Source organism: Brachybacterium phenoliresistens (assembly GCF_039530785.1).
Lineage (GTDB): Bacteria > Actinomycetota > Actinomycetes > Actinomycetales > Dermabacteraceae > Brachybacterium > Brachybacterium phenoliresistens.
This window is the reverse complement of sequence record NZ_BAAAOW010000001.1, coordinates 520,708-546,610: the sequence shown is the minus strand read 5'-3', so window position 1 is coordinate 546,610 and position 25,903 is coordinate 520,708. Positions and strand designations below refer to the sequence as shown.

Sequence of the window (25,903 nt, the reverse complement as noted above, 5' to 3'; positions counted from 1 at the left end):
CGCCGTGGTCGCGCATCCCGGCCCGCCCCACGCGGTGTTTCCGAGGAGTAGCCTGATCAGGTTCCCATCCGACCCCGTTCCCGGGAGGCGACCCCATGCCCATCACCGTGAAGGCCCTGCAGAAGACCGGCCCTGACGAGCAGTTCCGCGTGGCCCAGATCGAACGTCGCGACCCGCGGCCCGACGATGTCGTCATCGACATCAAGGCCGCCGGAATCTGCCACAGCGACATCCACACCATCCGCAACGAGTGGGGCGAGGCGCACTTCCCGCTGACCGTCGGCCACGAGATCGCAGGCGTCGTCTCGGCCGTCGGCAGCGCCGTGACCGACTTCGCCGTCGGCGACCGCGTCGGCGTGGGCTGCATGGTCGACTCCTGCGGCACCTGCGAGTCCTGCGTCGCCGGCCAGGAGCAGGACTGCCTCAACGGCAATGTCGGGACCTACAACTCGACCGATGTCGACGGCACCATCACCCAGGGCGGCTACGCCGAGAAGGTCGTGGTCGACCGCCGGTTCGTGTGCCGCATCCCCGACGGGCTGGACTTCGACGTCGCCGCACCGCTGCTGTGCGCGGGCATCACCACCTACGCGCCCCTGGCGCGCTGGGGCGCCGGCGAGAAGGTCGCCGGCCGTGCCAAGAAGGTCGCCGTGCTGGGCCTGGGAGGCCTCGGCCACATGGGCGTGCAGATCGCCGCCGCCATGGGCGCCGACGTCACGGTCCTGTCCCGCAGCCGCAAGAAGGAGCAGCTGGCCCTGGACCTCGGGGCCGGTCGGATGCTCGCCACGAGCGAGGACGGCTTCTTCGAGGCGCATCGCGGGGAGTTCGACCTGATCCTCAACACGATCAGCGCCGACATCCCGGTGGATTCCTACCTGCGCCTGCTCGCGCCCCACGGCGTGATGGCCGTGGTCGGCCTGCCGCCCGCCCCGCAGACCCTCGGCTTCGGCTCGCTGATCGGCGGCGGCAAGGTGCTGGCCGGCTCCAACATCGGCGGCATCGCCGAGACCCAGGAGATGCTCGACTTCTGCGCCGAGCACGGCATCGCGGCGCAGATCGAGACGGTCGGCATCGACGAGGTCGATGCCGCCTACGACCGCGTCGTCGCCGGCGAGGTCTACTTCCGCGTGGTCATCGACACCGCCACCTTCGAGGGTGCCGAGCCCGTCGCGGTCTGACCGCGCATCGCGGAGCGCGGTCGCGACGCATCTGCGCGCACCGCGCTCCCGCCGGCGCCGTCCCGCCTCGGGAGGAGCGCGTGACGTGGTCGCCTCGAACACGAGCGGAATGATCCCGTCGCTTCCTCGCCGGGAAGCGACGGGATCACTCCGCTCGTTGTCGTAGCGACGGAATCACTCCGCTCGATCCGGTCGCGACGGAATCACTCCGCTCGATCCGGTCGCGACGGGATCATCCCGCTCGATCCGGTCGCGACGGGATCATCCCGCTCGATCCGGTCGCGACGGGATCGCTCCGTCCGATGCCGCTGCGACCACGTCGCCTCGCCCGATCGGCGCTCGCCGTGCTGCGGCAGGGTCGTACAAGCCCCGGTGCGGAACAGGGAATTCTGCGCGTTAGAGAATCTACAGCAAATAAGTGCTGTTCATGACCCCCCAGAGGCGAGTGTCGAGCCCTGCTCGCGATGGCGGTGCGGAAGCTCGCAGGTCCGGGAGAGGGGCAGGAGCGGGCCCTCTGCGGCGCCAGGCACAGCGAAGCGCCCCCGTCCCGAAGGACGAGGGCGCGTGCGCGATGCGGTCAGTCGCAGGTCAGGCGCCGAGCTTGGCGACCTTGCCGGCCTTGATGCACGAGGTGCAGACGTTGACCCGCTTGCTCGTACCGTTGATCACGGTGCGCACGGACTGGATGTTCGGGTTCCAGCGGCGCGAGGTGCGGCGGTGCGAGTGGGACACGCTCTTGCCGAAGCTCGGGCTCTTGGCGCAGATGTCACACGTGGAAGCCACTGTTGTCTCCTGAGAAATCGAATGATCGGTGGTGCCTCGTCGCCGGACGGCGGGGGGCTGCCTGCCCAGCAGGCGCGCAAGGCAACCCCAGAACTATATCCCCTCGACCGGTGGGAGCGAAGTGCGGCGGCCGGACACGGCCTGTGGATTCAGACACAGGGTCGGTGCCGGGTGGCACGATGGAGCGGACGTCCTCGCCGGTCGGCGGGCACATCACCACGATACGCCGCCGCCCGCCGCGAGCAGAGGGGAGAGACATGGCCACGCCGCCGCGCCGGGGACAGCCGCGCCGGGAGCAGCTGGACGACCCGCTGCTCGAGCACGAGTTCTACACCCTGATCGGTGATCAATGGAGGGAGCACCGCTCGGGCAGGGGAGACGTCCCCCTCGAGGAGGTGCTCGAGGGCAAGCTGCTCACCACCGCGCGCAAGCTCGACCCGCGCCATCTCGACGACCTGCTGCGGATCCTCCCGCGCCGCTACGTCGTCCCCGGCCCCGTGCACTCGCTGCACGCACTGCGCGAGGGCGACGACGTGAGCGTCCTGGTCGAGGTGGTCGGCGCGAGCGATCGGCGGATGCGGAGCCGTCCCGGCTCGATCCTCGAGGTGGTGGTCTCCGATGGTCGCGACACGCTGACGCTGACGTTCTTCCTGTCCAAGGAGCACCTGGTCGCCTGGCACCGGCAGCGGCTGAGCCCCGGCCGGCGGATCGTCGTCTTCGGGACGGTCTCCTTCCGCCCCGACAAGTTCCGCACCTCCTCGGACGCGGGCGAGCCCCAGATCGTCCATCCCCGCTATGTGCTGGTCGACGACGAGGCCTCCTATCGGGAGGCGATGGTGCCGCTGCCGATCTACCCGCTGCGGCGCAGCGCCACCCAGCAGACCATGCAGGAGGCGTTCCGCGCCGCGGTCGACAGCGCCGGCCTGCTGATCCCCGCGATCCCGGAGCGGATCCGCCGCGCCCGAGGCCTGGATCCCCTCGCCGACGCCATGCGCCTGGTGCACACGCCGCGCTCCCTCGAGGACGTCTCCCGGGGTCGGGAGACGCTGCTGTTCGAGGAGGCGCTGGTCCTGCAGACGATCTTCGCCCTGCGCCGCGCGCTGGACGCGCGCACCCCGGCGCCGCCCCTGCCCGCAGGGGGATCGCGTGCCCGGCTGCTCGATGCCCGCCTGCCCTTCGAGCTGACCGCGGGCCAGCGCGCCATCGGCGAGGACCTTGCCGCCCACCTGGGCCGGGACCATCCCACCAACGTCCTGCTGCAGGGAGACGTGGGCTCGGGCAAGACGGTGATCGCCCTGCGCGCCATGATGCAGGCCGTCGACGCCGGCCATCAGGCGCTGCTGCTGGCGCCCACCGAGGTCCTCGCCGAGCAGCACCATCGGACCATCACGACGCTGCTGGGCGATCTGGGCCGGGCCGGGCAGCTGGACGCCCATCCGGAGGCGACGGCGGTGCGCCTGCTCACCGGCTCCAGCCGGACCGCCCAGCGCCGCCGCACGATGCTCGACATCACCAGCGGGGAGGCGGGGATCGTCATCGGCACCCATGCCCTGCTCTCGGAGAGCGTCGAGTTCGCCTCCCTGGCGCTCGTCGTGATCGACGAGCAGCAGCGCTTCGGCGTCGATCATCGCCGGCGGGTCCGGGCCAAGGGAGCGGCGGGGCGCAGCCCGCACGTGATCGTCATGACCGCGACGCCGATCCCACGCACCGCCGCCCTCGCTGTCGTCGGGGACCTCGATGTGCTCTCGCTGCGCGAGTCCCCGGGCGGCCGGCCCGGGGTGACGTCGTTCGTCGTCCATGAGCGCCGGCCGGCGTGGGAGGCGCGGATGTGGCAGCGGGCCGCGGAGGAGGTCGCCGCGGGGCGGCAGGTCTTCGTGGTGTGCCCGCACATCGAGGAGGAGCCCGCGGCAGGCTCCTCGCGCCGCCGCGGGCGCGGTGACGCTCCGGCGCCCCTGTGGTCGGCGCTGTCGGCCGAGCCCGCGCCGGAGGGCGAGGAGGAGGCGCCCCCGCGCGGAGTGGTGGAGACCGCGGCCCGTCTGGCGCAGCGCCCCGAGCTGGCGGGCCTGCGCATCGGCATGCTGCACGGCCGCCAGAGCGCCGAGGAGAAGCAGGAGACGATGGCGAGGATGGTCGAGGGCCGTCTCGACATGCTCGTGGCCACGACGGTGATCGAGGTGGGCGTGGACGTCCCCAACGCCGCGGTGATGATCGTCCTGGACGCCGAGCGGTTCGGCGTGTCCCAGCTGCACCAGCTGCGCGGGCGCATCGGCCGCGGGGAGCACCCGGGCATCGCCTTCCTCGCCACCCGCACCGAGGAGGGCTCGCCCGCCTCGCAGCACCTGTCCCGGGTCGCGGCCACGCACGACGGCTTCGAGCTCGCCGAGCTCGACCTGGAGCACCGCGGCGGCGGCGACCTCGTCGGCGAGGAGCAGTCCGGTCTCGGCCGCACGCTGCGCTATCTGGACGTGGTCCGCGATGTGCGGCTGATCGAGCAGGCGCGCGCCGACGCCGAGGACATCGTCGCGGCCGATCCGCGCCTCGAGGGCGAGCCGCAGCTCGCACGCGCCGTCGAGGAGCGGCTGCGCGACGCCGACCCGAACGTCGAGAGGAGCTGAGATGCCCCGCATCATCGCCGGGACCCTCGGGGGCCGGACCATCCCCGGTCCGCCCGGGAAGGGCACCCGCCCCACCAGCGACCGCGTCCGCGAGGCGCTGTTCTCCCGGCTGGAGGGATGGGGTGCGATCGCGGACGCCCGCGTGCTGGACCTGTACGCCGGCACGGGCGCCCTCGCCTTCGAGGCCCTCTCGCGCGGCGCGGACAGCGCCCTGCTGGTGGAGATGCACGCCCCCACGGCGCGACGGCTGCGCGAGACCGCCGCGGGTCTGGGGCTCGCCCCGCGATGCGAGGTGCGCGCGGGCCGGGCCGAGCAGGTCGCCGCGCAGCTGGCCGCCGCAGCGACCGCGCCCGAGGTCCGCGCCTCCCTGGTGTTCCTGGACCCGCCCTACGACCTGCCGACGGAGGACCTCGAGCAGATGCTGCAGACGCTCCGCCCCGCCCTGCGCGAGGACGCGCTGGTGGTGATCGAGCGCTCGAGCCGCAGCCGCCCCGTCGCCTGGCCCGAGGACTGGACGGACGACGGCACCAAGAGCTACGGGGAGACCATCCTGCAGTACGGCGGCCCGTCCTAGACGCATCCGCCGCGGGATCGATGGCGGCCTCGTGAGGCGCCCGGGGCCCTTGCCGACGGAACGCCTGCCCCATAGAGTGAACATCTGTTCATTCCTTGGAGGTGCGATGCCGCGGACGCCCGCCCAGAACGACGTGCTCCGCGCTGCGACGCAGGAGGCGATCGAGACCGCAGCCGTCCGGGTGTTCGCGCGGCATGGCTTCGCCGCCGCCTCCATGCGGCAGATCGCCGCGGAGGCCGGGCTCAGCATCGGCTCGATCTACCGCCACCACGCCAGCAAGGAGCAGCTCTTCGAGCACCTCCTCGCACAGGCGTCGACCGGCCTCGTCGCCGCCGCGGAACGCCTCGCAGGGGAGGGGCCGCCCCTCGCGCTGGTCCGGGACTTCACGACCACCTTCCTCGACGATCTGGCGGGCGAGCACGGCGGGAGGGAGTTCTTCCTGGTGATCAACCAGGCCGTCCTCACCGACACGCCGCCCGGTGCGGCACGCCGCCTGGCCCGCGCGCAGCGGAGCCTCTGGAGCGCCTTCGCGCAGCTCGTGCGGCGCGGGCAGGGCAGCGGCGAGTTCGCCTCCGGAGACGCCGAGCAGACCACCGCGCACTACTGCGCGATGCTGTCGGGCATCGCGACCATGCGGCAGGTCATGGGCGACGGGGCCGATGCGCCCGACGTCGACATCGTCCTCCGCCTTCTCACCGGAGGGCAGCACCCATGATCGAGATCCGCCGGGCCGACGAGCTGGGGGAGGACGCGCGGCGCGCCGCGGCGGACGTCCTGGTCCGCGGCTTCGCCGAGGACTTCGCCTACTTCTCGAAGGACCCGCAGGTGCTGGGCGACGCCTTCGCGCACATGCTCCTGCCCGAGCGCTTCCACGTCGCGCTCGTGGACGGCGCGCCGGCGGCGATCGCCTCGGTGACCGTGGGCGACCAGGAGTGCTTCGCCCCCGACCGCCGGACCTTCCAGCGCCGGCTCGGGCCGTGGCACGGCCTGGTGAGCTACCACATCGTGCGCAGCCAGTTCCTCGGCGCCCATCCCGAGGCGCGGCCGGGCCTGGCCGAGATCGGGTTCGTCACGACCGCCCCGGCCTTCCAGGGATGTGGGGTCGCCACCGCGCTGATGGAGGAGCTGCTGCGCCTGCCGTACGAGGAGTTCGTCCTGCGCGACATCAAGGACACCAATGCGCCCGCGCTGGGCCTCTACCGGAAGCTCGGCTTCGAGGAATCGGCCGCCCGCCCGGTGCGGTTCGCCCGATGGGCCGGCTTCTCGTCCTACATCTCGATGACGTGCCGTCCCGCGGAGCGCCGACAGGACGCGGACGCGTCTCCCGACCCCCGCTGATGACCGTGCCGATGTCCGGCGGCCGCGCCGGAGCACCGACGAGGTCCGGCACCCCGCTGCGACTCGCCCGACATCGACTGTCGAGGCGGCACTGCTCCGTCTGCCGTCCTCGCGCGTCTGCGATCAGCTCAGGGCCCGCCCTCGAGCGCGGCTCGGATCTCTGCGGCGTGAGCGTCGAGCTCTGAGCGCTGGGGGTTCGATCCCCATCCGGCCTCGATCGTGAAGCCGTCGCCCTCGAAGCGCGGGAAGACATGCAGGTGCGAGTGGAGCACCTCCTGGAACGCGGCTTCACCGTCGGCATAGAACAGGTTCACGCCGTCGCATCGGAGCGATGACTGTCGAAGAGCGCCCGCCACCGATCGGGCCACCAGGAACATCTCGGCTGCGATGTCCTCGTCCAGATCTGCCAGCGTCGGCAGATGAGCTCTGGGCACGACCAGGACGTGACCTGGCGTGACCGGGTCTGCGTCCAGGAACGCCAGGACAGTCGCCGACTCGAGCACCACGGAAGCATCGAGCTCCCGTGCGGCGATCCGGCAGAAGACACAGCCGTCGGTGGTCATCGGCCGATGATGGCACGCGGGTATGTCGCAGGTCGGCGTGTCGCCGCAGGAAAGCACGCCTCGATGAGAACCGGCGTCACCCCGGGGCGTCGCCCCGCGCCTGCGGAACCGCGTCCGCGCCCGATCAGCCCCAGGCCGAGGCGTCGGTGAGGCAGAACGGGTGGCCGGCCGGGTCCAGCAGGACGATCCAGGTGCTGCCCGGCTGCTGCGCGGGGCGCGTCGCCCCGAGCTCCACGCAGCGGGCCGCGGCGGCCTCGAGGTCCGTCACGGCGAGGTCGAGGTGGTACTGCTTGATGCCCGCGTCCGGCCAGGCCGGCGGCTGGAAGTCCGGGATCCGGCCGATGCCCAGGGCGCTGCTGGGTCCGGTGAGCATGGCGTAGTCCTCGTCCTGGTAGGAGATCGGCCATCCCAGGACGCCATGCCAGAACGCCGCCATCGGTGCGGTCTCGGCGGCATCCAGGGTCATCATGGCGAGCCGGGCGACCGGGTCGGGGGACGAGGCGGCCTCCTGCGAGGCGGCGTCCTGCGGGGCGGCGTCGGCGGGGGTGGTCGTGTCATCGGCAGGTGCGGTGTTCATGCCTGCCAGACTTCCACCATGGCCGAGCCGATGGATTGGACGAAGACGACACCCGAGCACATGTACGGCCATGTGCTGGGACCCGAGGAGTTCCGCGCCCGCACCCGATACGACTTCGCGCCGCCCGATTCGCGCCTGGCCCGCTGGGTCGAGCGCTACTGGTCGGTGCGCTGGCAGCTCGGCGAGGACGAGATCTTCCCGGTGGTCACCGTCGACGAGCCGTCGATCAACCTCACGCTCGAGCGCGGCGGCGTGGCCCGCGCGGGCACCGACGGCGCCGGCACCTGGATCACCGGTCCCGTCTCCCGGGAGCTGTTCCAGGTGTCGCTGCTGGGCACCGGCAGCGTGGTCGGGGTGAAGCTGCGCATCGGCGGAGCCGCAGCGCTCGTGCCCGCCGCGCGGATGCCCCGGGACCTGCGGCCCCTGAGGGACCGGACGATCCCGGCCGCGGACTGGTTCGGCGAGGACCTCCCGCCGGCGGACCTGCCCGAGGACGCCGTCCGCGCCGCCGGGATGCTGGATGCCTGGCTGCTGGCGCGCGAGCCCCGCGACCCCGATGGCTACGAGGAGCTCCTCGGGATCCTCGCGCTGCTCGAGCGCAGCGAGATCAGCCGCCTGTCGGAGCTCGAGGACCGGGCCGGCATCGGCGCCCGCTCGCTGCAGCGCATGTTCGACCGGCACGTCGGCATCGGCCCCAAGCGGATGCTGATGCGCTCGCGGGTGATGGACGCCGTCGCCGCCATCGACCGCGGGGACCCGCGCGAGATCCCCGCGCTCGCCCAGGATCTCGGCTGGTTCGACCAGTCCCACTTCATCCGCGACTTCCGCGCCGTCACCGGGCGCACGCCGGCGCGGTACGCCGCCGGGACCCGCGGCGCGGCCCGGGCGGGCACGGGCCCGGCGTCCCCGGGGACGGCCGCCGGCGGCGATACCCTCGAGCCATGACCACGGACGCGACGCAGCAGACGCGCCTGGACGACCTCTCCTGGCCCCAGCGCACGGACCGCCTGGAGATCCGGCCCGGCCGCCCGGAGGACGCCGCCGCCATCTGGCCCTGGTACCGGCGCCCCGAGGTGCAGGAATGGACCACCGTGCTGCCCACGGACGAGGCCGCCCACCAGGAGCGCTGGCTCGAGCTGCTGGACAGCTCCGTCGTCGGCCTGCACGAGGACGAGATCATCGCCGTCGGCAAGATCCACCGGCAGACCCCGTGGTCCCAGGCCGATGTCGCCGCGCAGGCCCGCGGCCTCGAGGCGGAGCTCGGCTGGGTGCTGGACCCCGCCCACCAGGGCCGGGGGCTGGGCACGGAGTTCGCGGCGGCCCTGCTCGAGATCGCCTTCGACGGGCTGGACGTGCGCCGCGTGCAGGCGGTGTGCTTCGCCGACAACACCGCCTCCTGGCGCATCATGGAGCGCATCGGCATGCGGCGCGAGGCGTGGGAGCGCGAGAGCTCCCTGCACCGCAGCGGGCGCTGGCTGGACGCGCTGACCTACGCCCTGCTCGCCTCCGAGTTCTACGATCCCGCGGCGCCGGGAGGCCCGGCGGGGACGCCGGGCGACGGTGCCGACGACTAGGCTTGCTCCATGAGCCAGTCGACCGTCGTGCTGCCCGGCAGCTTCGACCCCTTCACCCTGGGCCACCTGGATCTCGTGCGGCGCGCCGCCGCGCTCGGGCACGACGTGATCGTGGCGGTCTCCCACAATCCCAGCAAGAAGGGCCTGCTGGACCTCGACCAGCGCCGCGCCGTGATCGACGAGACCCTGGCGGCGGAGGGCCTGGACGGCGCCGTCCGCTCCCAGGCCCTTCCCCGCGGGCTGCTGGTCGACTTCTGCCGGGAGGTCGGGGCCGGCGCCGTGGTCCGCGGGCTGCGCTCCCAGCTCGACCTCGCCTACGAGGAGCAGATGGCCCGGATGAACCGGCACCTCGCCGGCATCGACACCCTCTTCCTCCTCACTGACGCCGCGCTGTCGCACATCTCCTCGAGCCTCGTGCGCGAGGTGGCGCAGCTCGGGGGAGACGTCGACGACATGCTCCCGCCTGCGGCAGCCCGCGCGATCCGCGCGGCCGTATCCTGACCGTCGGCCCCGCGGGCCCCGCCCGCGCCGAACCGCGCCCCGACCCGAACAGGAGCACCCCGTGACACCTGCACCCACCGGCTCCGCAGGCCCTGCGTCCGACCTCCGCCTCGAGGTCGTCGACCTGATCGGCCGCCCCGGAGCGCACCGTCCCTACGAGCGCACCGCCCGGGCCACCGGCGAGGAGGGCTCGCTGGCCATGCGCGTGCCCGCCGGCGACCCCATCGACGTCTCCGGGCAGATCGAGTCCGTCGTCGAGGGCCTCTACGTCTCCGGAACCGTCCAGGCGCACCTGGTCGGCGAATGCTCCCGCTGCCTCGACCCGGTCGAGGAGGACGTCGACGCCCGCCTCGACGAGCTGTTCACCTACCCCGAGAAGGTCCCCGCCGGCGCGGAGGAGGACGACATCGTCACCCTCGACGGCGACGAGATCGACCTCGCCCCGCTGGTCCACGACACCCTCGCCGTGAACGCCGCCGAGCGCCCCCTGTGCCGCCCCGACTGCCCGGGCCTGTGCGCCCAGTGCGGCGCCCGCCTCGAAGACGACCCGGACCATCACCACGAGGTGATCGACCCGCGCTTCGCCGCCCTCCAGGGCCTGTTCGAGGACGAGGACGCGGACGGCGATCCGGGCACGGGCACGCGCGGGGACGCCTGAGATGGCCCGGCGCCGCCGCTCCACCCCGGCCGCCGACGCCGAGGTGCTCCTGGCGAGCCTCCCGCTGGACGGCGCCCAGGCCGCGGACCTGCGCGAGTCCGGGCTGCTGGATCTGGCCCTGACCCACCGCTCCTTCGCCTACGAGAACGACCTGGCCACGCACAACGAGCGCCTCGAGTTCCTGGGCGACGCGGTGCTGCAGCTCGCCGCCACCGAGGAGCTGTACACCGTGCACCCGACCCTGCCCGAGGGGGACCTCGCGCGGCGCCGCGCCGCGACGGTCAACACGCGGGCCCTCGCGCTCATCGCCCGGCGCATCGACCTCGGCGCCTACGTGAAGCTGGGCCGCGGGGAGGACCTCTCCGGCGGCCGGGACAAGGCCTCGATCCTCGCCGACACCACCGAGGCCGTGATCGGCGCGGTGCACCTGGCGTGCGGGCAGAACGTCTCGCGCCGCTTCGTGCTCGAGCTGCTGCGCCCTCTGCTGGAATCCGACGAGGTGCTCGAGGCCGGCTACGACTTCAAGACCCGCCTGCAGGAGATCGCCGCCGAGACGGGGCTCGTGCCCAAGTACGTCATCACCGATTCCGGCCCCGAGCACGAGCGGATCTTCACCGCCACCGTGACCGTCCCCGGGATCGTCACCGCCAGCGGCGACGGCGCCTCCAAGAAGGACGCCGAGCTGCTGGCCGCCCAGCACGCCGTGCGCACCGTCCTCGCCGAGCGCGGCGAGCCGCTGCTGCCCAAGGGCTGAGGCATGCCCGAGCTGCCCGAGGTCGAGGTGGTCCGCCGGGGCCTGGCCCCGCACGTCATCGGCCGCACGATCGCCGAGGTCGAGGTGCTCGAGCCGCGGGCCGCGCGCCGGCACGCGGGCGGCCCTGCGGATCTCGCCGACCAGCTGCGCGGCGTGCGCGTGGCCGCCCTCGTGCGGCGCGGCAAGTTCCTGTGGTGGCGCCTCGAGGATCCTGACGGCGAGGACCTCGGCGTCGCCCTCATGACGCACCTGGGCATGAGCGGGCAGCTGCGGGTCCGCGGGGCCGATGCGCAGAGCGACACGGGGTCATCGGATGCCGTGGCAGCCTCCAGCGGGCCGCGCCCCGACCCGCTGCGCCACCGTCGCATCACCCTGCGCCTGGACGACGGCACCCTCGTCGACTTCATCGACCAGCGGATCTTCGGCGGACTCTGGACGTCGCCGCTGGTCATGGCATCCGATGGGCAGATCGCCGGGATGGGCGGGGACGACGCCCTGCTCCCCGCGGACGCCGCGCACATCGGCCGCGACCTGCTGGACCCCGCGATCGACCTCGAGGCCGTCGCCGCGAGGATCCGCAGCCGCAGCGCGAGCGTGAAGTCCCTGCTGCTGAACCAGGAGATCGCCTCCGGGATCGGCAACATCTACGCCGACGAGGGCCTCTGGGAGACGCGGGTCCGCTACGACACCCCCGGGTCGCGCGTCAGCCGCGCCCGGACGCTGGCGCTGCTCGAGGCCACCGCCGCCGTGATGCGCCGCGCGCTCGAGGTCGGCGGGACGAGCTTCGATGCGCTGTACGTGAACGTGGACGGGCGCAGCGGGTACTTCGCCCGCTCGCTGTCGGCCTACGGACGGGAGGGGGAGCCGTGCCCCCGCTGCGGGACGGCGATCCGACGTGTGTCCTTCATGAACCGGTCCAGCCACTTCTGCCCGGCCTGCCAGCGGAAACGCTCGTGATGTCGATCGCCCGCACCTCGCCCCGATCGTCATGCCGCCCCGATCTGGACTCCGTCGACGTACGGCCCATCGCCGTCGTCCTGGATGCCTGGGCGACGCGGGAACTCGGTCGCTGAGTCCCGCCGCGACCGGATCAGGTGCATGCACCTCGATCGCCCCCTCCGAACGACGTCGGGGCGCGGCGGGATCGGGGATCGATGCGACCGTGACTCGCCGCCATCCCTCGGCTGCCTCGACGAGTCGGCCCCGTCCGTTCCCTCCCGAGAACGAAGTCTCCGGAGCGGGACGGCGCTGGCTGCGCGGCCGGCTCACCACTGACCGATGATCCCGGCGGCTCCGTGCCTGAGACGACGAGAGCGGTGACGCGCCGGCTGCTGCGACAACTCGGGGGCAGCAGGGCTCAGTCCCGGACCGCAGTCTCCGCGCGTTCCGCCCCGGAGGCTCCCGTGCGCGGCAGGGAGCCGGGGATCCGCAGCGCGTACAGCGCGGCGAGCGCGGTGGGGACGGCGGCGATCAGGAAACTGATGCGGGCACCGGTCTCGAAGGTGACGGCGGTGGAGGCGAGGACGCCGAAGACGGCGATGGCGAGGGCTCCGCCGACCTGTCGGAAGGTGTTGAGGACGGCGCTGGCGATGCCTGCCTGACCATGCTCGACGCTGGAGAGGACGAGGCCGGTCAGCGGCGGCATGCCGATGGCCCCACCGATCGCGGCGATGACCACGATGCCGGCGATCAGCCATGGGCTGTGCAGGGGGAGGGTCGCGGCCATGAGCAGCATCGCGATGGTCGCGCAGGCGAGGCCGGAGACCACGGGGACGCGCGGGCCGAAGCGGGTGATGAGGGGCCCGCTGCCGAGATTCCCGAACAGCGCGACCAGGGCCGCGGGCAGGAACGCGAGGCCAGCGACCACGGGGCTGAGCCCGAGCTCCTGCTGGAGGAAGAGACTGGTGAGGAACACGGTGCCGAACCACGCGCCGATGTTGGCGAACCCGCCGAGCAGGGCGATGCGCACGTCGCGGGGGCGGAACAGCGACAGCGGCATCATCGGGTGCGCGCCGCGTGCCTGGACGAGGACGAACGCGGCCAGGCCCAGGACCGCCACCACGAGCGCGCCGACCGCGACCGGGTCGGCGAACCTCGTGGCCCCGCCCTCGATGAGGCCGTAGACGAGCGCGACCAGGGCGATGACGGCGAGGAGCTGCCCGGCGATGTCGAAGCGACCCTCGTGGCGGGGCGAGGGGGCGATCCGGGGCATCATCGCGAGCATCGCGAGGCACACGGGGATGTTGATCGCGAAGACGAGCCGCCAGTCGACCATGGTGAGGAACCCGCCGAAGAGCGGGCCGGCAGCGGCGGAGACCGCTCCGCCGGCGGTCCAGATCCCCAGGGCGTGGGCGCGCTCGCCGGGGTCGGGATAGGCCTCCCGGATGAGCGCCATGGATGCGGGCAGGATGAGTGCGGCGGCGGCTCCCTGCCCTGCGCGGGCGGCGATGAGGAACATCGCCGAAGGGGCGAGGGCGCACAGCACCGAGGTGACGCCGAACAGGATGATGCCTGCTCCCATGGCCCTGCGCGCGCCGATGCGGTCGGCGAGGCTGCCGGCCGAGAGCAGCAGCGCGGCGAACGCGACGGTGTAGCCGTCGACGACCCACTGCAGAGCGGAGGTGCCGCCGCCGAGATCGTCGCCCATCGCGGCGAGGGCGATGTTCACGATGAGGATGTCGAGGGTGGTGAGGAAGAATGCGCAGGTCGAGACCGCGAGGGCGGTCTTCGGATGGGCGGGCGGAGCGATCGTCATGCGGGGGCCTGCGTGGTGTCGAGCGTGCTGATGGCGCTGACGAAGCGATAGCGCTCGTCGGACGCGAGCAGACGCTCGCGACGGTGCGAGATGAGGCCCATCGCGTCGATCCGGACGGGCTCGGTGGGTGCTCCGAGCAGGGGGAAGACGGCCCCGTCGGCGCCGACGGTGGCGGTCCTGGTGATGACGACGGACATGGGCGCAGAGGCCGTGTGCAAGCCGGGATCCCTTCGACGAGATGTTCCGATGAGCGAGCGGCCCCGGCGGGGCCGATGGGCCGGTGCAGACCGACCCGGGAGGTGCGGGCGGAGGACGGAGCGAGGGGCCAGCGCGTCACGCCTAGGCGCGGAGGTGGACGTCTCGTCCGCTGCAGGCTCTCCGCAGACTACCATAGAAACTTAATCATGTATAAAGTTCTGGGTGTCCCGGGGCAGCTCCGCGGCCGGTACCGTCTCCACGGGCGACCCTCGAACGAGAAGGATGTGATCCGCGCGATGCCGGACGACGACACGACCGGGCCGGGCCCGCGGCGGAGACGCGGGCCCTATGCGAAGTCCGCCGAGCGTCGGCGCGAGATCGTGGAGGCAGCCCTCCGCGAGTTCTCCGAGAACGGGTTCCGCGGGGCGACGATGAAGGCGATCACCGAGCGCATCGGGGTGACCCAGCCGCTGATCTACAGCTACTTCTCCAGCAAGGAGGAGCTGCTCACGGCCGTGCTGGAGCTGCGGGACGACCGGGGCTTCGACATCTCCCCGCTGGACCCATCCCGGCCCGTGGAGTCCGTGCGCGCGCTCGTGGAGCTGATGCGCCACAACGAAGCGCATCCGGGCATCGTCGCGCTTCATTGCGCCATCGCGGGCGAGGCGGTCACCCCGGGCCATCCGGCGCATGATTCGTTTCGGCGGCGCTACGTCGATGCGCGAACGCGCATCGGCGCGATCCTCGAGGCGTGCCGGGAGGCCGGGCGACTCCGGGAGGGCGTCGATCCGCAGCGAGCCGCGCGGATCGTCGTCGCGGCCATGGACGGCTTGCAGACCCAATGGATCCTCGAGCCGGACGTCGAGCATCTGGGAGATGAGTTCGAGGCGTTCATGCGGACCCTCGTCGACTTCTGACCTCGACCTCGAGCCGCCGATCCCGCCCGGACGACAGGTCCGTACAGCGGCGCGACGTTCCCCGCCGCATCGCTGCTGGGGCTGGTTCGGGAGGTGGCACCGCGCCGTCCGGCCGACGCCGCGCGGGCGGTCGTCCGCCGGGGCCCGTGTGGCATTCTGGACGCCCACCGCTGCCGACGATGGGGGGATCCGTGACGAAGCGCCTGCGCCTGGCGGTCGCGACGAGCCTCATGGCTCTCGTGCTCAGCAGCTGCTCCGTGTTCAGCTCCATGGCCACGCCCGACCCGCGGGATGACGTCCCGACGCTCGAGGTCGCCTGGAGAGTCGAGGGCGAGGTGCCCATCATCCCCTTCGACGGCGCGGGAACGCCCGAGAGCACGAGCGCGACCTCCGGAGACCGGTACTTCGCGACGTATCACGACAACGGCATGACCTCCGGGGTGCAGGCCGTCGACCTCACCACGGGCGAGACGCTCTGGAAGACCGGGACGAACCTGCTGTGCGGGCTGTCCGAGCCGTCCGCATCGGGCATCCTGGTCGCCTGGCAGAGCAGCCAGCGCGAGGGATCGGACTGCGACGCCGTCACGGCCCTGTCGGCCGACACCGGCGAGACGCTGTGGACGCAGCAGGTCGAGGACCCGGTGCACCGCGGCGGCCTCGGCCCGAAGAGCGTGGCGGCGACCGATCGCACGGTGACCGTGCCGACCGCCTGCGGGATCCTCCGGCTCGACGCCGCCACGGGCGAGGAGCTCGGGCGCCTGCCCGCATCCCCCTGCGGCGACGAGCCGGCGTCCGGGACGGGCGCGATCACCACCGGCGAGCTCATCATCGTGCCCGGAGCGGAGGCCCTCACCGCCTTCGACGCGGAATCCGGGGAGGAGATCTGGCGCACACCCGGCACCGCGCTCGAGATCGAGGAGGTGCGCTCGCGCGATCCGCTCGTGCTCGACATGACCGTCGACGGCGTCCCCGGCATCCGGGAGGTCGACGTCTCGACCGGCGAGATCGGCCCCCTGATCGGCCGCCCCCTGCCGAGGATCCATGCCGGGGACTTCCCCATCGCCCAGCCCGGCGGGAGTGAGATCGTCGGAAGCTACGAGAACCTGATCGGGGGGATCGACGGCACCTACGGGTCGAGCCTGCGGGCGTGGGACCGTGCGAGCGGCGAGGAGACCTTCGCCTGGCACACCGCGGGCGACGAGCTGATCGGCGTCGACGAGTCGGGCACCTACCTCGGCCGCACGATCGACACCGACTCGCGCGGCGGCTACGCCTACTGGGTGATGCACCGTCCGCCCGGGGGAGAGATCGAGTCCGTGGGCTGGATCGACGACCAGGTGCTCGAGTTCATGAAGGTCGACGATCTGCTGCTCGTGCACGGATGGGCGGGTCCCGGGGACGACTCGGGCCTCCAGGGCAGTACCACGACGGCGTACCGGCTGCCGGAGCAGGGCACCGACGTCGAGCCTCCCGCACCGAAGTCGGCGGCCGCGCCGATCGCCTGGGCCGATGACGACGTCCGCACGGATCCCACGGTCGACCTGTGCGCGCAGGTGGCGCCGGAGACCCTCCGCGAGCTGGGGATCGGCGACGCCGCCGACCGCCCCGCCCCGCTCGGCTGCGCATGGGAGGGTGGAGGCGTCCACCTCTCCGCGGGGGCGACGGCCTTCGCCCCGGGGACGACGGATCCCGTGACCGGCGAGGAGGGCGAGCGACGTTCGGGCGCCGAACGGGCACGGACCGCCTTCGAGGGGCTGCGCTCCGACGGCGCCTATTCCGAGGTCGCCGGGCTCGGCGACGAGGCGATCGTGGTGACCTCCGAGACCGTCGGGGCGCCGGCGCACGACGAGCTCCGCACTCCTCCCGTGTCCTCCGCCGCCGTCGAGCTCGTCGTGCGCGAGGGGAATCTCGTCGTCGCCATCAGCGTCGGCAGCGGCGAGACGGGGTCGATGTTCACCTCGCCCCCGGAGAGCCTGCTCCCGGTCTCCGGCGCCCGGCTGGAGCAGATCGCGATCCGGGCGGCGGACGACGTCCTCGTCGCCGCGGGCGCCGACCCGCTCGATGCCCCGGCCGTCGAGGACCCGACCGGCGTGCCCGACGCGTGCGGGACGATCACGGTCGAGGGCCTCGACGCGGCGCCGGACGCGCTCGCCTCGGGCACGGATCCGCGCGTCTCCGCCTGCCTGTGGCAGGGGGACGACGAGGTCGCCCGCAGCGGGTTCGTCTATGCGGCGGCGTACGAGGCCGGGCCGGGGCCGCTCAGCGGCATGACGGCCGCCGACCGTGCCGCGGCGGTGTACGGCACGTCCCGGGGGGAGCCGTTGCAGATCGACGGCGCCGACGAGGCGCATCTCGAGCTCTCGCCCCGCTCCTGGCAGGGCTCCGCGCGCGTCGTCGCGCGGTCGGGCGATGTCGTCGTCATCGCCCAGGTGCGCACGGAGGAGGACGAGGACACCCCCGATGCCGAGGACCGCGCGCTCGAGCATTCGAGGGCCGAGGCCACGCGCATCGCCGAGGAGCTCCTCGCGGCCCGGTAGCGGCCCCGGACGGCGGCGCGGGACCTGCGCGGGAGGGACGCTCCAGGACGGTCCGCGATAATGGGAGGGTCGAGATGTCGCACCCGCGGCGAGACCCATGCCCGGAGGTTGCCCCTCATGTCCACGCCCCCCGCCCCGCCGGCCGGTCCGCTCGCCCCGGCGCCGATCACCGTGATGCTCGTCGACGACCACGAGGTGGTCCGTCGCGGGATCGTCGCCGTGATCGAGGCCCAGGAGGACCTGCACGTGGTCGGCGAGGCCGGAACCGTCGCGGAGGCGATCCGCCGTCTGCCGGCGGTGCGTCCCGATGTCCTGGTCGTGGACCTGCAGCTGCCCGACGGCACGGGCATCGACGTCATGCGTCGCGCCCGGGAGCTGGACCCCGACCAGGTGGTCCTCGTGCTGACGAGCTTCGACGACGACTCCGCCGTCACCGAGTCCCGCGAGGCCGGGGCCCGCGGCATGATGCTGAAGTCCGCGCGCAGCCAGGACATCGTCGAGGGCGTGCTCGCCGTCCGCGCGGGGCGCTCCATCTGGCCCGCCGGCCACGAGGAGGAGGGGCCGGAGCTGTCCGCCTCGGACCGCCGCATCGTCACCCTCATCGGCGACGGGCACTCCAACCGGGAGATCGCCGACCGCCTCGGCGTGGCCGAGAAGACCGTCAAGAACCGCGTCACCGTCATCCTGCAGACCCTCGGATTCCAGCGCCGCACCCAGGTCGCGGCGATGGAGGCCGCGCGCCGCCGCGCCGGCTGGCGGTGAGGCGTCCGTGCCCCGCCCGAGGCGGGATCCCGATCTCCGAGATGCCCCGTCGATGAGGGGGCCGGACGTCGACCGCCGCGCCTACTCGTGAGGTCGTGCCGGCGGAGCGGACTGAGCAGCGAAACAGGCGGCAGATCGGGCTGCTGCGCGTTCCAGGGGGCCACGGCCGAGGAAGGCGGCCCAGGCCAGGCAGGCGATGGCGAGGCCGAGGACGAGAAGCAGACAGGCGAGATTGCTGCTGAGAGAGCCCGCAGGTCCTGTCAGGGCCAGGATCACGAGAGCATGCAGGGTGTACGCGGTCAGAGGCATCGCACCGATCGCGGCGACGGGCAGGAGCACCCATCGGAGCGGCCTCGAGAGCAGGAGGGACACGCCGATGACGAACAGTGCGAACCCGCCCGATGTGAAGGTCTCCAGCACAGAGCCGGAGTGCGGCGCCGAGGATGTCACGGAGACGACGATCATCTCGAACGGTCGCATCTCCGCGAGCCGATCGGGGTAGGTGCTCCAGCCCATGTCCTCGTCCCAGGAGTACGAGGACGAGCTGCTCCCGGTGCCCCATGCCTGGCCGTACCCCTCGGGTTCGCAGTACACGCTGGGGTCGTACGGTGCAGGGGGATAGCAGAGCAGTCCCGTCCCGTCGACGTCCTCGAAGGGCACCATGTGCTCCGCGTCCTCGAAGGATTCGGAGCTGCTGGAGCTGGCGTATCCCGACGAGAACTCCGGGACCAGGAATCCCAGCGCGGAGCCGAGCGCCGCACCGCAGATGGTGCCGGCGATGGCGAGGGTCGCGCCGATCGCCGTGATCAGGCCCGCGACCCGGGGCTGCGTGAGCGGGAGCCGCCCCAGCGCCATGCCGACCAGCATGAGGGGAGCCCAGGTCGTGAATCGGTAGACGCCGACCATCAGGAGGCTGCTGCCGGCTCCATAGGCTCCCAGGGAGAGAGCCTCGAGAAGAGCGACCAGCACGGGGCCGAACAGCGCGAGGGGTATCGCGCACAGGATCAGACGTGACGGCCGCAGCCGCAGCACCGGGATTGCCGAGACGTACATCAGACCGTAGAACGTGAGGATCACGACGATGCCCACGCCGGTCATCTCGAGTGCCAGGCCGACCGCGAAGATCGCCGCCCCGCGGCCCACGAGCGACAGCCGCAGCCGGGGCAGGTCCTCGGGCCGGGGGATCCGTTCACGACCGGTGAGCAGCGCGATGGAGATGCCGGCGAGGACGGCGAACAGGATCGAGGAGTTGCCGTGCACGATGGTGAGATAGGAGAGCGGCGAGCTCCAGCGGAAGGGCGGGATGTCGCCGAGATGGGCTGTCACCATGCCGAGGACGGCGAGCCCTCGGGCGATGTCCAGACCGTTCAGACGAGGCGGGGACACCAGACGGCCCAGGCGTGCGCGGGGACCGGGCGTGAAGGGTGCCGCGGGAGCAAGCGCGGCGGCGGAAGGTGAGGTCACTCCCGGATAGTAGACGGCCCGATCACCCGCGAGGTCGGTGCGACAGACCTCGACACGAGCGGGACGTCCGATCTCCCGGTCGGGTTCCTCCGGCGTCGCCGTCCCGCAGGCGGTCCGGTGGGCCGCGAAGACTCGCGCGATGGCCGCGGCGCTGCGCGCCCACGGCCTCGACCACATCCCGATCACCGCCTACGCCTCCGACGGGGTGACCGTCGTCGGCACCTGGACGGGGATGTCCCTCTGACGCGAGACGCCACCGATGCCGTGCCCGCGTCGGCGCTCACCGCGCCGGCAGGGTGACCCGCCAGTTGATCATCGTCCCCTGCTCGAGCTCGAGGGCATCCACCCAGCCCGAGTGGCGGCGTGCCCGGCTGGCCATGTTCGCCAGGCCGCTGCGGCGCGAGACCGCGGGGTCGATGCCGCGGCCGTTGTCGGAGACGCTGACCTGCAGTACCCGGTCCACGCCCTCCCAGAACAGCGTGATGTTCACAGCGACGGCGCTCGCGTGGGCGTGCCGGGCGGCGTTGGCGAGGCACTCGCGGACCACCGCGACCACGTCCTCGGCGACATCGGCCTCGACCTCGGCGTCCAGATCCGCCGGCGGGGAGGGCAGGCGCAGCGTGGGGGCGAAGCCGAGCCCGGCCGTGGCCAGCCCCGCCTCGTGGCGCAGCCGCTCGCTGAGGGTGGCCTCGGGGCGTTCGCGGCGCAGCGACTGCACCACCTGACGGATCTGCGCGACCGCGTTCTCGACGCCCCGCACCGAAGCCTCGACGCTGCCGCGCACGCGGGCGTCGGACGGGGCGGCGACCTCGGTGGCCAGCGCGCCGGTCAGGGATTCCAGCTCCATGCCGACCGCGAACAGCTCCTGGATGGCGAGGTCGTGGAGGTCCCGGGCGATCCTGCCGCGCTCGTCCTCGAGGGACTCGCCGCCCGCGGCGCCGATGCCGTCCAGGCACAGCCCCAGCAGCATGGCGAGGGCGTCCAGACGCTCGCGGCAGTCCACCCGCAGCGGCACCCCGCAGGCGGGGGAGAACACGATGAGCGCGCCGATGCCGTGGCTCCCGCCGCTGACCAGCGACAGCGCCGCAGGGATGGTGCGCCGGCCGTCGCCCGTGTCCTGGCCGATCCCGCCGTCGCCGGAGACGGCACCGCCGACGGCCGCACCGACCGCCCGGGCGTCCAGGCGGATCGCGGCGATGTGCTCGAAGGCGGGAGCATCGGCGGTGGCCAGCGCCCTGCCCAGCGCGGAAGAGCGCTCGATCTCCTGGCCCAGGAGGTAGGGGCCCAGCGCCCCGGTGACGATCTCGTAGGCCCAGCGGCCCGCGTCCGCGGGCAGCACGAGCGCGGCCGAGACGGCTCCCAGGTCCTCGGCGGCCTCGTCGACCAGGAGCGCGAGGGCGTCCTCGACCTCCTCGGCGGCCAGCACCTTCACCGCGAGGTCCTGCAGACGGGCGCGGTCCGGGCTGAGACCGCGCGGCTCCGGGGCGGACAGCGGGATGCTCATGCGTCGCCGCCCGGGCGCCCCGGCGTCAGGGTCCATCGGCCGTCGGGCTCGAGGTCGAGCACGGCGGCGCCGGGCGGGATCCGGTCGCGGCGGTGGGTCACGACCACCACCGTATGCTCCCGCGGCAGCAGCGGACCGCCCGGCGCACCCGGATCCAGCAGCCGGGTCAGCAGGGCGTCGCCGCGGGCCGCGTCGAGGTGCTCGGTGGGCTCGTCCAGCAGGGAGATCGGGGCGCCGCGCACCAGGGCGCGGGCCAGCAGCAGCCGGCGGCGCTCCCCGCCGGAGACGGTCGTGCCGTCCGGGCCGAGCATGGTGCCCAGCCCGGCCGGCAGCGCGTCGACCCAGTCCTCGAGCCCGACCTCGGCCAGCGCCTGCCGGATCTCGGCGTCCGTGACCTGGCCGCGGGCCACCCGCAGGTTCTCCCGTACGGTGGTGGCGAAGACATGGGCGTCCTCCGCGAAGAGGATCACCTCGCCGTCGTGCGGATCCGGCCGGTGGGCCGCGGCGGCGACCGGACCAGCGGTCGGCCCGGCAGTCGGCCCATCGGTCGGCCCGGCGACCGGACCGGACTCGGGGCCGGGGCGCGCCGGCTCCAGGGCCACGCTCCCGCGCAGGGGCTCGAGCAGCCCCGCGAGCGTCATGAGCAGCGTGGACTTGCCGATGCCGGAGGCGCCGGTGATCGCCAGGCGCGTCCCGGGCGCGAGCTCGAGGTCCAGACCGCGCACCCCGCGGCCCTCCGCGGACCAGCCGGCGTCCAGGCCCCGGGCCCGGAGGGCGGGCACGGCCCGGCCCGCTGCCGCGGCGTCGGTGCCGGCGTCGCGCCCGGCTCCGGGCTCCGCCGCGGGGGTCCGGGCCGCGTCGGCGTCCTGCGGGCCGATGGCCTCGACCAGGCGGGCGGCGGCGGCACGGGAGCGGGCACGCTGCGCGGCGGCCGCGGGCAGGGCGGTGGCCGCCTCGAAGCTCGACAGCGGCAGCAGCAGGAGGATGCCGATCGCCCCGGCGCTCGCCGCCCCCTCCAGCCACACGGCCCCGGCGGCGAGGAGGGAGCCGAGCACGGCGGGGATCATCGCCAGCGGCACGGCCGCCGCGGCGATCGCCGCGGGCCAGGCGGCCCGGTCGACGGCCCGGTCGTGGTCGCGCTGCGCCGCGGCCAGGTCGGCTTCGGCGGCATCGAGGCGGCCGGCCACCCGCAGGGCGGTGGCGTCGTCGAGGATCTCGAGCGCGGCGGAGACCACCGCGGACCGCGTCTCCAGCACCGCCGCCTGCGTGGCGCCTGCCGCCCGGTGCGCCGCCCAGGGGGCGAGGCAGGTCGCGATCAGCAGGGAGAGCAGCATCGTCCCGGCGGCGAGCAGGGACAGCGGGCCGATGGTCGCCAGCACCGCGAGGGCCATCACCGCGGCGACCGCGGCGGGGACCACCGCGGTGATGACGTGGTCGGCCATCTCCTGCGCGTCATCGCCGAGGCGGGCCAGCAGGTCGCCGCGGCGCAGGCGGCTGATCGCGTCGGCGGGACGGGAGGCCAGGCGCGTGAACAGGCCGGTGCGCAGCTCGACCACGCCCCGCAGGGCGACGTCGTGGGTGAGCATGCGGTCCGCCCAGCGCAGCACGCCGCGGCTGACGCCGAGGGCGCGCACGCCGACGACGGCGACCGTCAGGTCCAGCACGGGCGGCATCGTCCATGCCGTGGTGACCAGCCAGGCGGAGACCGCCGCGAGGGCGAAGGCGGCGCCGAGGGTCGCGGCGGAGGCGATCACCGCGGCGAGCAGACGGGTGCGGGGGATCCGCAGCAACGGCAGGATCCGTGCGAGCGGTGCGGTGCTCATGCGGCGGCCTCCTCGGTGCTGTCCGCGCTCGCCCGGGCGTGCACGGCGACGACGGCGTCGGCCCGGGCGAGGAGCGTCTCGCGGTGGGCGATCACCAGGACGGTGCGGCCCGCGGCGCGGAAGGCGTCCAGGGCGTCGAGGACCACCTGCTCGCTCGCGCCGTCGAGGTGGGCGGTCGGCTCGTCGAGGACGACCAGCTGGGCGGGGGAGAGCAGGGCCCGGGCCAGGGCCAGGCGCTGGCGCTCGCCGAGGGACAGCCCGGCCCCGGCCCGGCCCACGGGCGCGTCCTCGCCGCGCTGGACGATCACGGCGTCCAGGCCGGTGGCGCGGGCGGCGTCCGCGATGGCGCGCTGCGCGGCGCCGGAGGACCCGGCGGTGGCGGCGGCGGGGGCGGGCAGGGCGGCGGCGAGCACCTCCCGGATGCTCCCGGGCGGCAGCACGGGCCGCTGGGGGAGGTAGGCGACCTGGCGCCACAGGCTCGCCCGGTCGATCTGCTCCAGGGGGATCGGCGTCCCGCCGGAGGGCACGATCTCGACGCCGCCGGCATCGGGGTGAAGCAGCCCCAGGAGCACGTGGGCGAGGGTCGTCTTCCCGGCGCCGCTGGGACCGGTCAGGGCGGTGATCCGGCCGGGCTCGAGGGCGATGGCGGCCGCGTGGGGCGCCGTGCCGGTGCGGGAGGCGACGCTCACCGCATCGGCCCGCAGGATGCTGCTGCGCAGGTCCGGGGCGGGCACATCCCCGGGGGCGGGCAGCGGCTCGTCGAGGACCGCGAAGGCGGCATCGGCCGCGGCCAGCCCGTCGGTGGAGGCGTGGTACTGCTGGCCCACGGCCCGCAGCGGCAGGTAGACCTCGGGGGCCAGGACGAGGATCGCGAGCGCCGGGGCGAGGTCCATCTGCCCGTACACCAGGCGCAGCCCGATGCTCACGGCGATCAGCGCCACGCACAGCGTCGCCAGCAGCTCGAGCACCATCGCGGACAGGAAGGCGTAGCGCAGGGAGCCCATCGCCGAGGCGTGGTGGCGCCGCCCGAGCTCGCGGACGGAGCGCTCCGGCCCGCGCTCGCGGCCCAGGGCGACGAGCGTGGGCAGTCCCTCGACGAGATCCAGCAGCTGGGTCCACAGCGATCGCATGTCCGCGAGCAGCCTCTCGGAGCGGCCCTCGGTGAGCCGGCCGACGAGGATCATGAACACGGGCACCAGCGGGAGCGTCACCGCGGCGATGATCGCGCTGGTGAGGTCGAGGACCCCGATGACCACCAGGCACAGCGGGGTGAGCGTCGCCGCCAGCAGCAGCTGGGGGACGTAGCCCACGAGGTACGGGCGCAGCCGCTCCAGCCCGGTGGTGGCCAGGGCCGTGACGTCCGCGCCGCGCCCCGCCCCGGCGCGCGGGCCGCGCCGGGCGGCGTGGCCCACCACCCGGGCGCGCAGCTCGGCGATGGCGCGCGTGGCAGCCCGGTGCCCCGTGCGCTGCTGGACGAGGACGGCGCCGGCCCGGACCGCGAGGGCCGCGGCGAGCAGGACCAGCAGGCGGGGGGAGGCCGCCGGCGGGACCCTGTCCTCGAGCAGATCGCTGCCGAGCCGGGCGAGGGCCAGCGCCGTGACGATCACGCAGGCGGACTGCACGAGCCCCAGCACGGTCGAGAGGACCAGGTGGGAGCGGGCGGCCCGCACCTGCGAGGCCAGGCGCGGATCGATCGGCCCGCGGCGCGTGCCCGGGCGCGTCCCGGTCCGGCTCATTCCTGCTCGAAGGCGTCGCGGTAGCGCCGGCGCAGGCCGGCCACGGCGGCGGTGCCGGGCATCGGCCCCTCGTCCCCGGAGATGCGGTGCCGGAACACCCAGTACGACCAGGCCTGGTACGCGATGACCAGGGGGAGCAGGATCGCGGTGACGACGGTCATCACCAGCAGGGTGTGCTCGCTGGAGGAGGCGTTGGCGACGGTCAGCGACAGGGCCGGGTCGTTCGCCGCGGGAAGGACGCTCGGGAACAGTCCGGCGAACAGCTGCACGGTCGCGGCGGCGATGGCCACCGCGGTGGCGGCGAAGGCGAGCCGCTCGCGGCCGGCCCGCACCGCCGGCAGCACCGCGCCGAGCGCGAGCGCGGCGACCAGGAGCGCCGCCCAGGTCACCGCAGTGCCCGAATGGGCGAGCTGGTGCCACAGCAGGTAGGCGCCGCCCGCGAGGAGCACGGGCACGGCGAGGACCGCCGCCAGGCGGCGGGCATCGGCCCGGATCGCGCCCTCGGTGCGCAGGGTCAGGTACAGGGTGCCGTGCAGCCAGAACAGCAGCACGAACACGAGCCCGCCGAGCAGGGCGAAGGGGTTCAGCAGCTCGCCCAGGGTGCTGGTCACCCAGCGGTTCTCGTCCAGCTGCACACCGGCGGCGATGTTGGAGAAGGCCACGCCCCACAGCAGGGCCGGGGCGGTCCCGCACAGCACGTGCAGCACGTCCCAGGCGCCGCGCCAGGCGGCGTCCTCGCGCTTGTCGCGGTACTTGAAGGCGCACACCCGCACGATCAGCGCCACCAGGATCGCCAGCAGCGGCAGGTAGAAGCCGCTGAACAGGGTGGCGTACCACTCGGGGAAGGCCGCGAACATGGCGGCCCCGCCGGCGATCAGCCACACCTCGTTGCCGTCCCAGAGCGGGCCGATGGTGCGCAGCATGGTGGAGCGGCGCGAGGAGCTGCCGCGGCCGAGCGCGAGCAGGTCCATCTCCACCCCGAAGTCGAAGCCCTCCAGCACGAAGTAGCCCAGGAACATGAGGCCGATGAGGCAGAACCAGAGGATCTGCAGGCCGGTCGGGTCGGTGAATGCGTCCATGGCGGGGTCCTTC

24 protein-coding genes are annotated in these 25,903 nt (G+C 73.6%); 14 read left to right on the top strand and 10 right to left on the bottom strand.

Annotated elements, in window-relative coordinates:
* Positions 1-95 precede the first annotated feature (95 nt).
* Positions 96-1,178, top strand: coding sequence for an NAD(P)-dependent alcohol dehydrogenase (locus ABD234_RS02495; protein WP_038370018.1), 1,083 nt, complete (start codon positions 96-98; stop codon positions 1,176-1,178).
* 588 nt (positions 1,179-1,766) lie between these two features.
* Here the strand turns inward: ABD234_RS02495 and rpmB are convergent.
* The gene (gene rpmB / locus ABD234_RS02490; protein ID WP_084148147.1) at positions 1,767-1,961 is read right to left on the bottom strand and encodes a 50S ribosomal protein L28; all 195 of its coding nucleotides are present in this window, start codon (positions 1,959-1,961) and stop codon (positions 1,767-1,769) included.
* Between the two features lie 257 nt (positions 1,962-2,218).
* Between rpmB and ABD234_RS02485 the strand changes: the two genes are divergently transcribed.
* From ABD234_RS02485 to ABD234_RS02470, 4 genes are all read left to right on the top strand, one after another.
* Positions 2,219-4,576 (top strand): ATP-dependent DNA helicase RecG, encoded by a 2,358-nt coding sequence (locus ABD234_RS02485; protein WP_084148148.1) that lies wholly within the window; start codon positions 2,219-2,221, stop codon positions 4,574-4,576.
* Between the two features lies 1 nt (position 4,577).
* Complete coding sequence (gene rsmD / locus ABD234_RS02480; RefSeq protein ID WP_038370019.1) at positions 4,578-5,150, top strand: 16S rRNA (guanine(966)-N(2))-methyltransferase RsmD; 573 nt, start codon at positions 4,578-4,580, stop codon at positions 5,148-5,150.
* 106 nt (positions 5,151-5,256) lie between these two features.
* Positions 5,257-5,865, top strand: coding sequence for a TetR/AcrR family transcriptional regulator (locus tag ABD234_RS02475; RefSeq protein WP_038370020.1), 609 nt, complete (start codon positions 5,257-5,259; stop codon positions 5,863-5,865).
* A complete protein-coding gene (locus tag ABD234_RS02470; RefSeq protein WP_344353797.1) occupies positions 5,862-6,488 on the top strand; it encodes a GNAT family N-acetyltransferase in 627 nt (208 codons plus the stop codon). Before ABD234_RS02475 ends, ABD234_RS02470 begins: the two co-directional genes overlap by 4 nt.
* Before the next feature lie 128 nt (positions 6,489-6,616).
* On the opposite strand, the gene ABD234_RS02465 is transcribed toward ABD234_RS02470, so the two are convergent.
* Positions 6,617-7,051: an HIT family protein gene (locus ABD234_RS02465; protein ID WP_344353794.1), complete on the bottom strand. Its 435-nt coding sequence runs from the start codon at positions 7,049-7,051 to the stop codon at positions 6,617-6,619.
* Between the two features lie 124 nt (positions 7,052-7,175).
* Entirely contained in the window at positions 7,176-7,628 is a 453-nt protein-coding gene (locus ABD234_RS02460) for a VOC family protein (RefSeq protein ID WP_344353791.1), read from the bottom strand.
* Positions 7,629-7,646: 18 nt separating this feature from the next.
* Here ABD234_RS02460 and ABD234_RS02455 point away from each other — a divergent pair, with 18 nt between their 5' ends.
* From ABD234_RS02455 to mutM, 6 genes are all read left to right on the top strand, one after another.
* A complete protein-coding gene (locus ABD234_RS02455) occupies positions 7,647-8,573 on the top strand; it encodes a helix-turn-helix domain-containing protein (RefSeq protein ID WP_344353788.1) in 927 nt (308 codons plus the stop codon).
* Positions 8,570-9,202, top strand: coding sequence for a GNAT family N-acetyltransferase (locus tag ABD234_RS02450; protein WP_344353785.1), 633 nt, complete (start codon positions 8,570-8,572; stop codon positions 9,200-9,202). Before ABD234_RS02455 ends, ABD234_RS02450 begins: the two co-directional genes overlap by 4 nt.
* 9 nt (positions 9,203-9,211) lie before the next feature.
* Complete coding sequence (gene coaD, locus ABD234_RS02445) at positions 9,212-9,703, top strand: pantetheine-phosphate adenylyltransferase (protein ID WP_038370021.1); 492 nt, start codon at positions 9,212-9,214, stop codon at positions 9,701-9,703.
* A gap of 61 nt (positions 9,704-9,764) precedes the next feature.
* On the top strand, positions 9,765-10,361 hold the full coding sequence (locus ABD234_RS02440; RefSeq protein WP_344353781.1) for a YceD family protein: 597 nt from the start codon (positions 9,765-9,767) through the stop codon (positions 10,359-10,361).
* A gap of 1 nt (position 10,362) precedes the next feature.
* Positions 10,363-11,115 (top strand): ribonuclease III, encoded by a 753-nt coding sequence (rnc, locus tag ABD234_RS02435; protein WP_038370023.1) that lies wholly within the window; start codon positions 10,363-10,365, stop codon positions 11,113-11,115.
* Positions 11,116-11,118: 3 nt separating this feature from the next.
* Positions 11,119-12,072 carry a bifunctional DNA-formamidopyrimidine glycosylase/DNA-(apurinic or apyrimidinic site) lyase gene (gene mutM, locus ABD234_RS02430; protein WP_344353778.1) on the top strand — a complete coding sequence of 318 codons (954 nt, stop codon included), beginning with the start codon at positions 11,119-11,121 and terminating at the stop codon, positions 12,070-12,072.
* Positions 12,073-12,472: 400 nt separating this feature from the next.
* Here the strand turns inward: mutM and ABD234_RS02425 are convergent, their stop codons facing one another.
* Both ABD234_RS02425 and ABD234_RS02420 read right to left on the bottom strand, forming a co-directional pair.
* A complete protein-coding gene (locus tag ABD234_RS02425) occupies positions 12,473-13,870 on the bottom strand; it encodes an MFS transporter (RefSeq protein WP_344353775.1) in 1,398 nt (465 codons plus the stop codon).
* On the bottom strand, positions 13,867-14,067 hold the full coding sequence (locus tag ABD234_RS02420; protein WP_344353772.1) for a hypothetical protein: 201 nt from the start codon (positions 14,065-14,067) through the stop codon (positions 13,867-13,869). The genes ABD234_RS02425 and ABD234_RS02420 overlap by 4 nt, the downstream gene beginning before the upstream one ends.
* Before the next feature lie 75 nt (positions 14,068-14,142).
* Here ABD234_RS02420 and ABD234_RS02415 point away from each other — a divergent pair, with 75 nt between their 5' ends.
* From ABD234_RS02415 to ABD234_RS02405, 3 genes are all read left to right on the top strand, one after another.
* Positions 14,143-14,985: a TetR/AcrR family transcriptional regulator gene (locus tag ABD234_RS02415; RefSeq protein WP_344353769.1), complete on the top strand. Its 843-nt coding sequence runs from the start codon at positions 14,143-14,145 to the stop codon at positions 14,983-14,985.
* 191 nt (positions 14,986-15,176) lie between these two features.
* Positions 15,177-17,522 carry an outer membrane protein assembly factor BamB family protein gene (locus ABD234_RS02410; RefSeq protein WP_344353766.1) on the top strand — a complete coding sequence of 782 codons (2,346 nt, stop codon included), beginning with the start codon at positions 15,177-15,179 and terminating at the stop codon, positions 17,520-17,522.
* Positions 17,523-17,639: 117 nt separating this feature from the next.
* Positions 17,640-18,284, top strand: a complete 645-nt coding sequence (locus ABD234_RS02405; protein ID WP_344353763.1) for a response regulator transcription factor — start codon at positions 17,640-17,642, stop codon at positions 18,282-18,284.
* An 81-nt stretch (positions 18,285-18,365) separates the two neighbouring features.
* Here the strand turns inward: ABD234_RS02405 and ABD234_RS02400 are convergent, their stop codons facing one another.
* From ABD234_RS02400 to cydB, 5 genes are all read right to left on the bottom strand, one after another.
* A complete protein-coding gene (locus ABD234_RS02400) occupies positions 18,366-19,748 on the bottom strand; it encodes a heparan-alpha-glucosaminide N-acetyltransferase domain-containing protein (RefSeq protein ID WP_344353760.1) in 1,383 nt (460 codons plus the stop codon).
* A 280-nt stretch (positions 19,749-20,028) separates the two neighbouring features.
* On the bottom strand, positions 20,029-21,252 hold the full coding sequence (locus ABD234_RS02395) for a sensor histidine kinase (RefSeq protein ID WP_344353757.1): 1,224 nt from the start codon (positions 21,250-21,252) through the stop codon (positions 20,029-20,031).
* The gene (locus tag ABD234_RS02390; protein WP_344353754.1) at positions 21,249-23,075 is read right to left on the bottom strand and encodes an amino acid ABC transporter ATP-binding/permease protein; all 1,827 of its coding nucleotides are present in this window, start codon (positions 23,073-23,075) and stop codon (positions 21,249-21,251) included. The genes ABD234_RS02395 and ABD234_RS02390 overlap by 4 nt, the downstream gene beginning before the upstream one ends.
* A complete protein-coding gene (gene cydD / locus ABD234_RS02385) occupies positions 23,072-24,811 on the bottom strand; it encodes a thiol reductant ABC exporter subunit CydD (RefSeq protein WP_344353751.1) in 1,740 nt (579 codons plus the stop codon). The genes ABD234_RS02390 and cydD overlap by 4 nt, the downstream gene beginning before the upstream one ends.
* Entirely contained in the window at positions 24,808-25,890 is a 1,083-nt protein-coding gene (gene cydB / locus ABD234_RS02380; protein ID WP_038370027.1) for a cytochrome d ubiquinol oxidase subunit II, read from the bottom strand. Before cydB ends, cydD begins: the two co-directional genes overlap by 4 nt.
* Positions 25,891-25,903 lie beyond the last annotated feature (13 nt).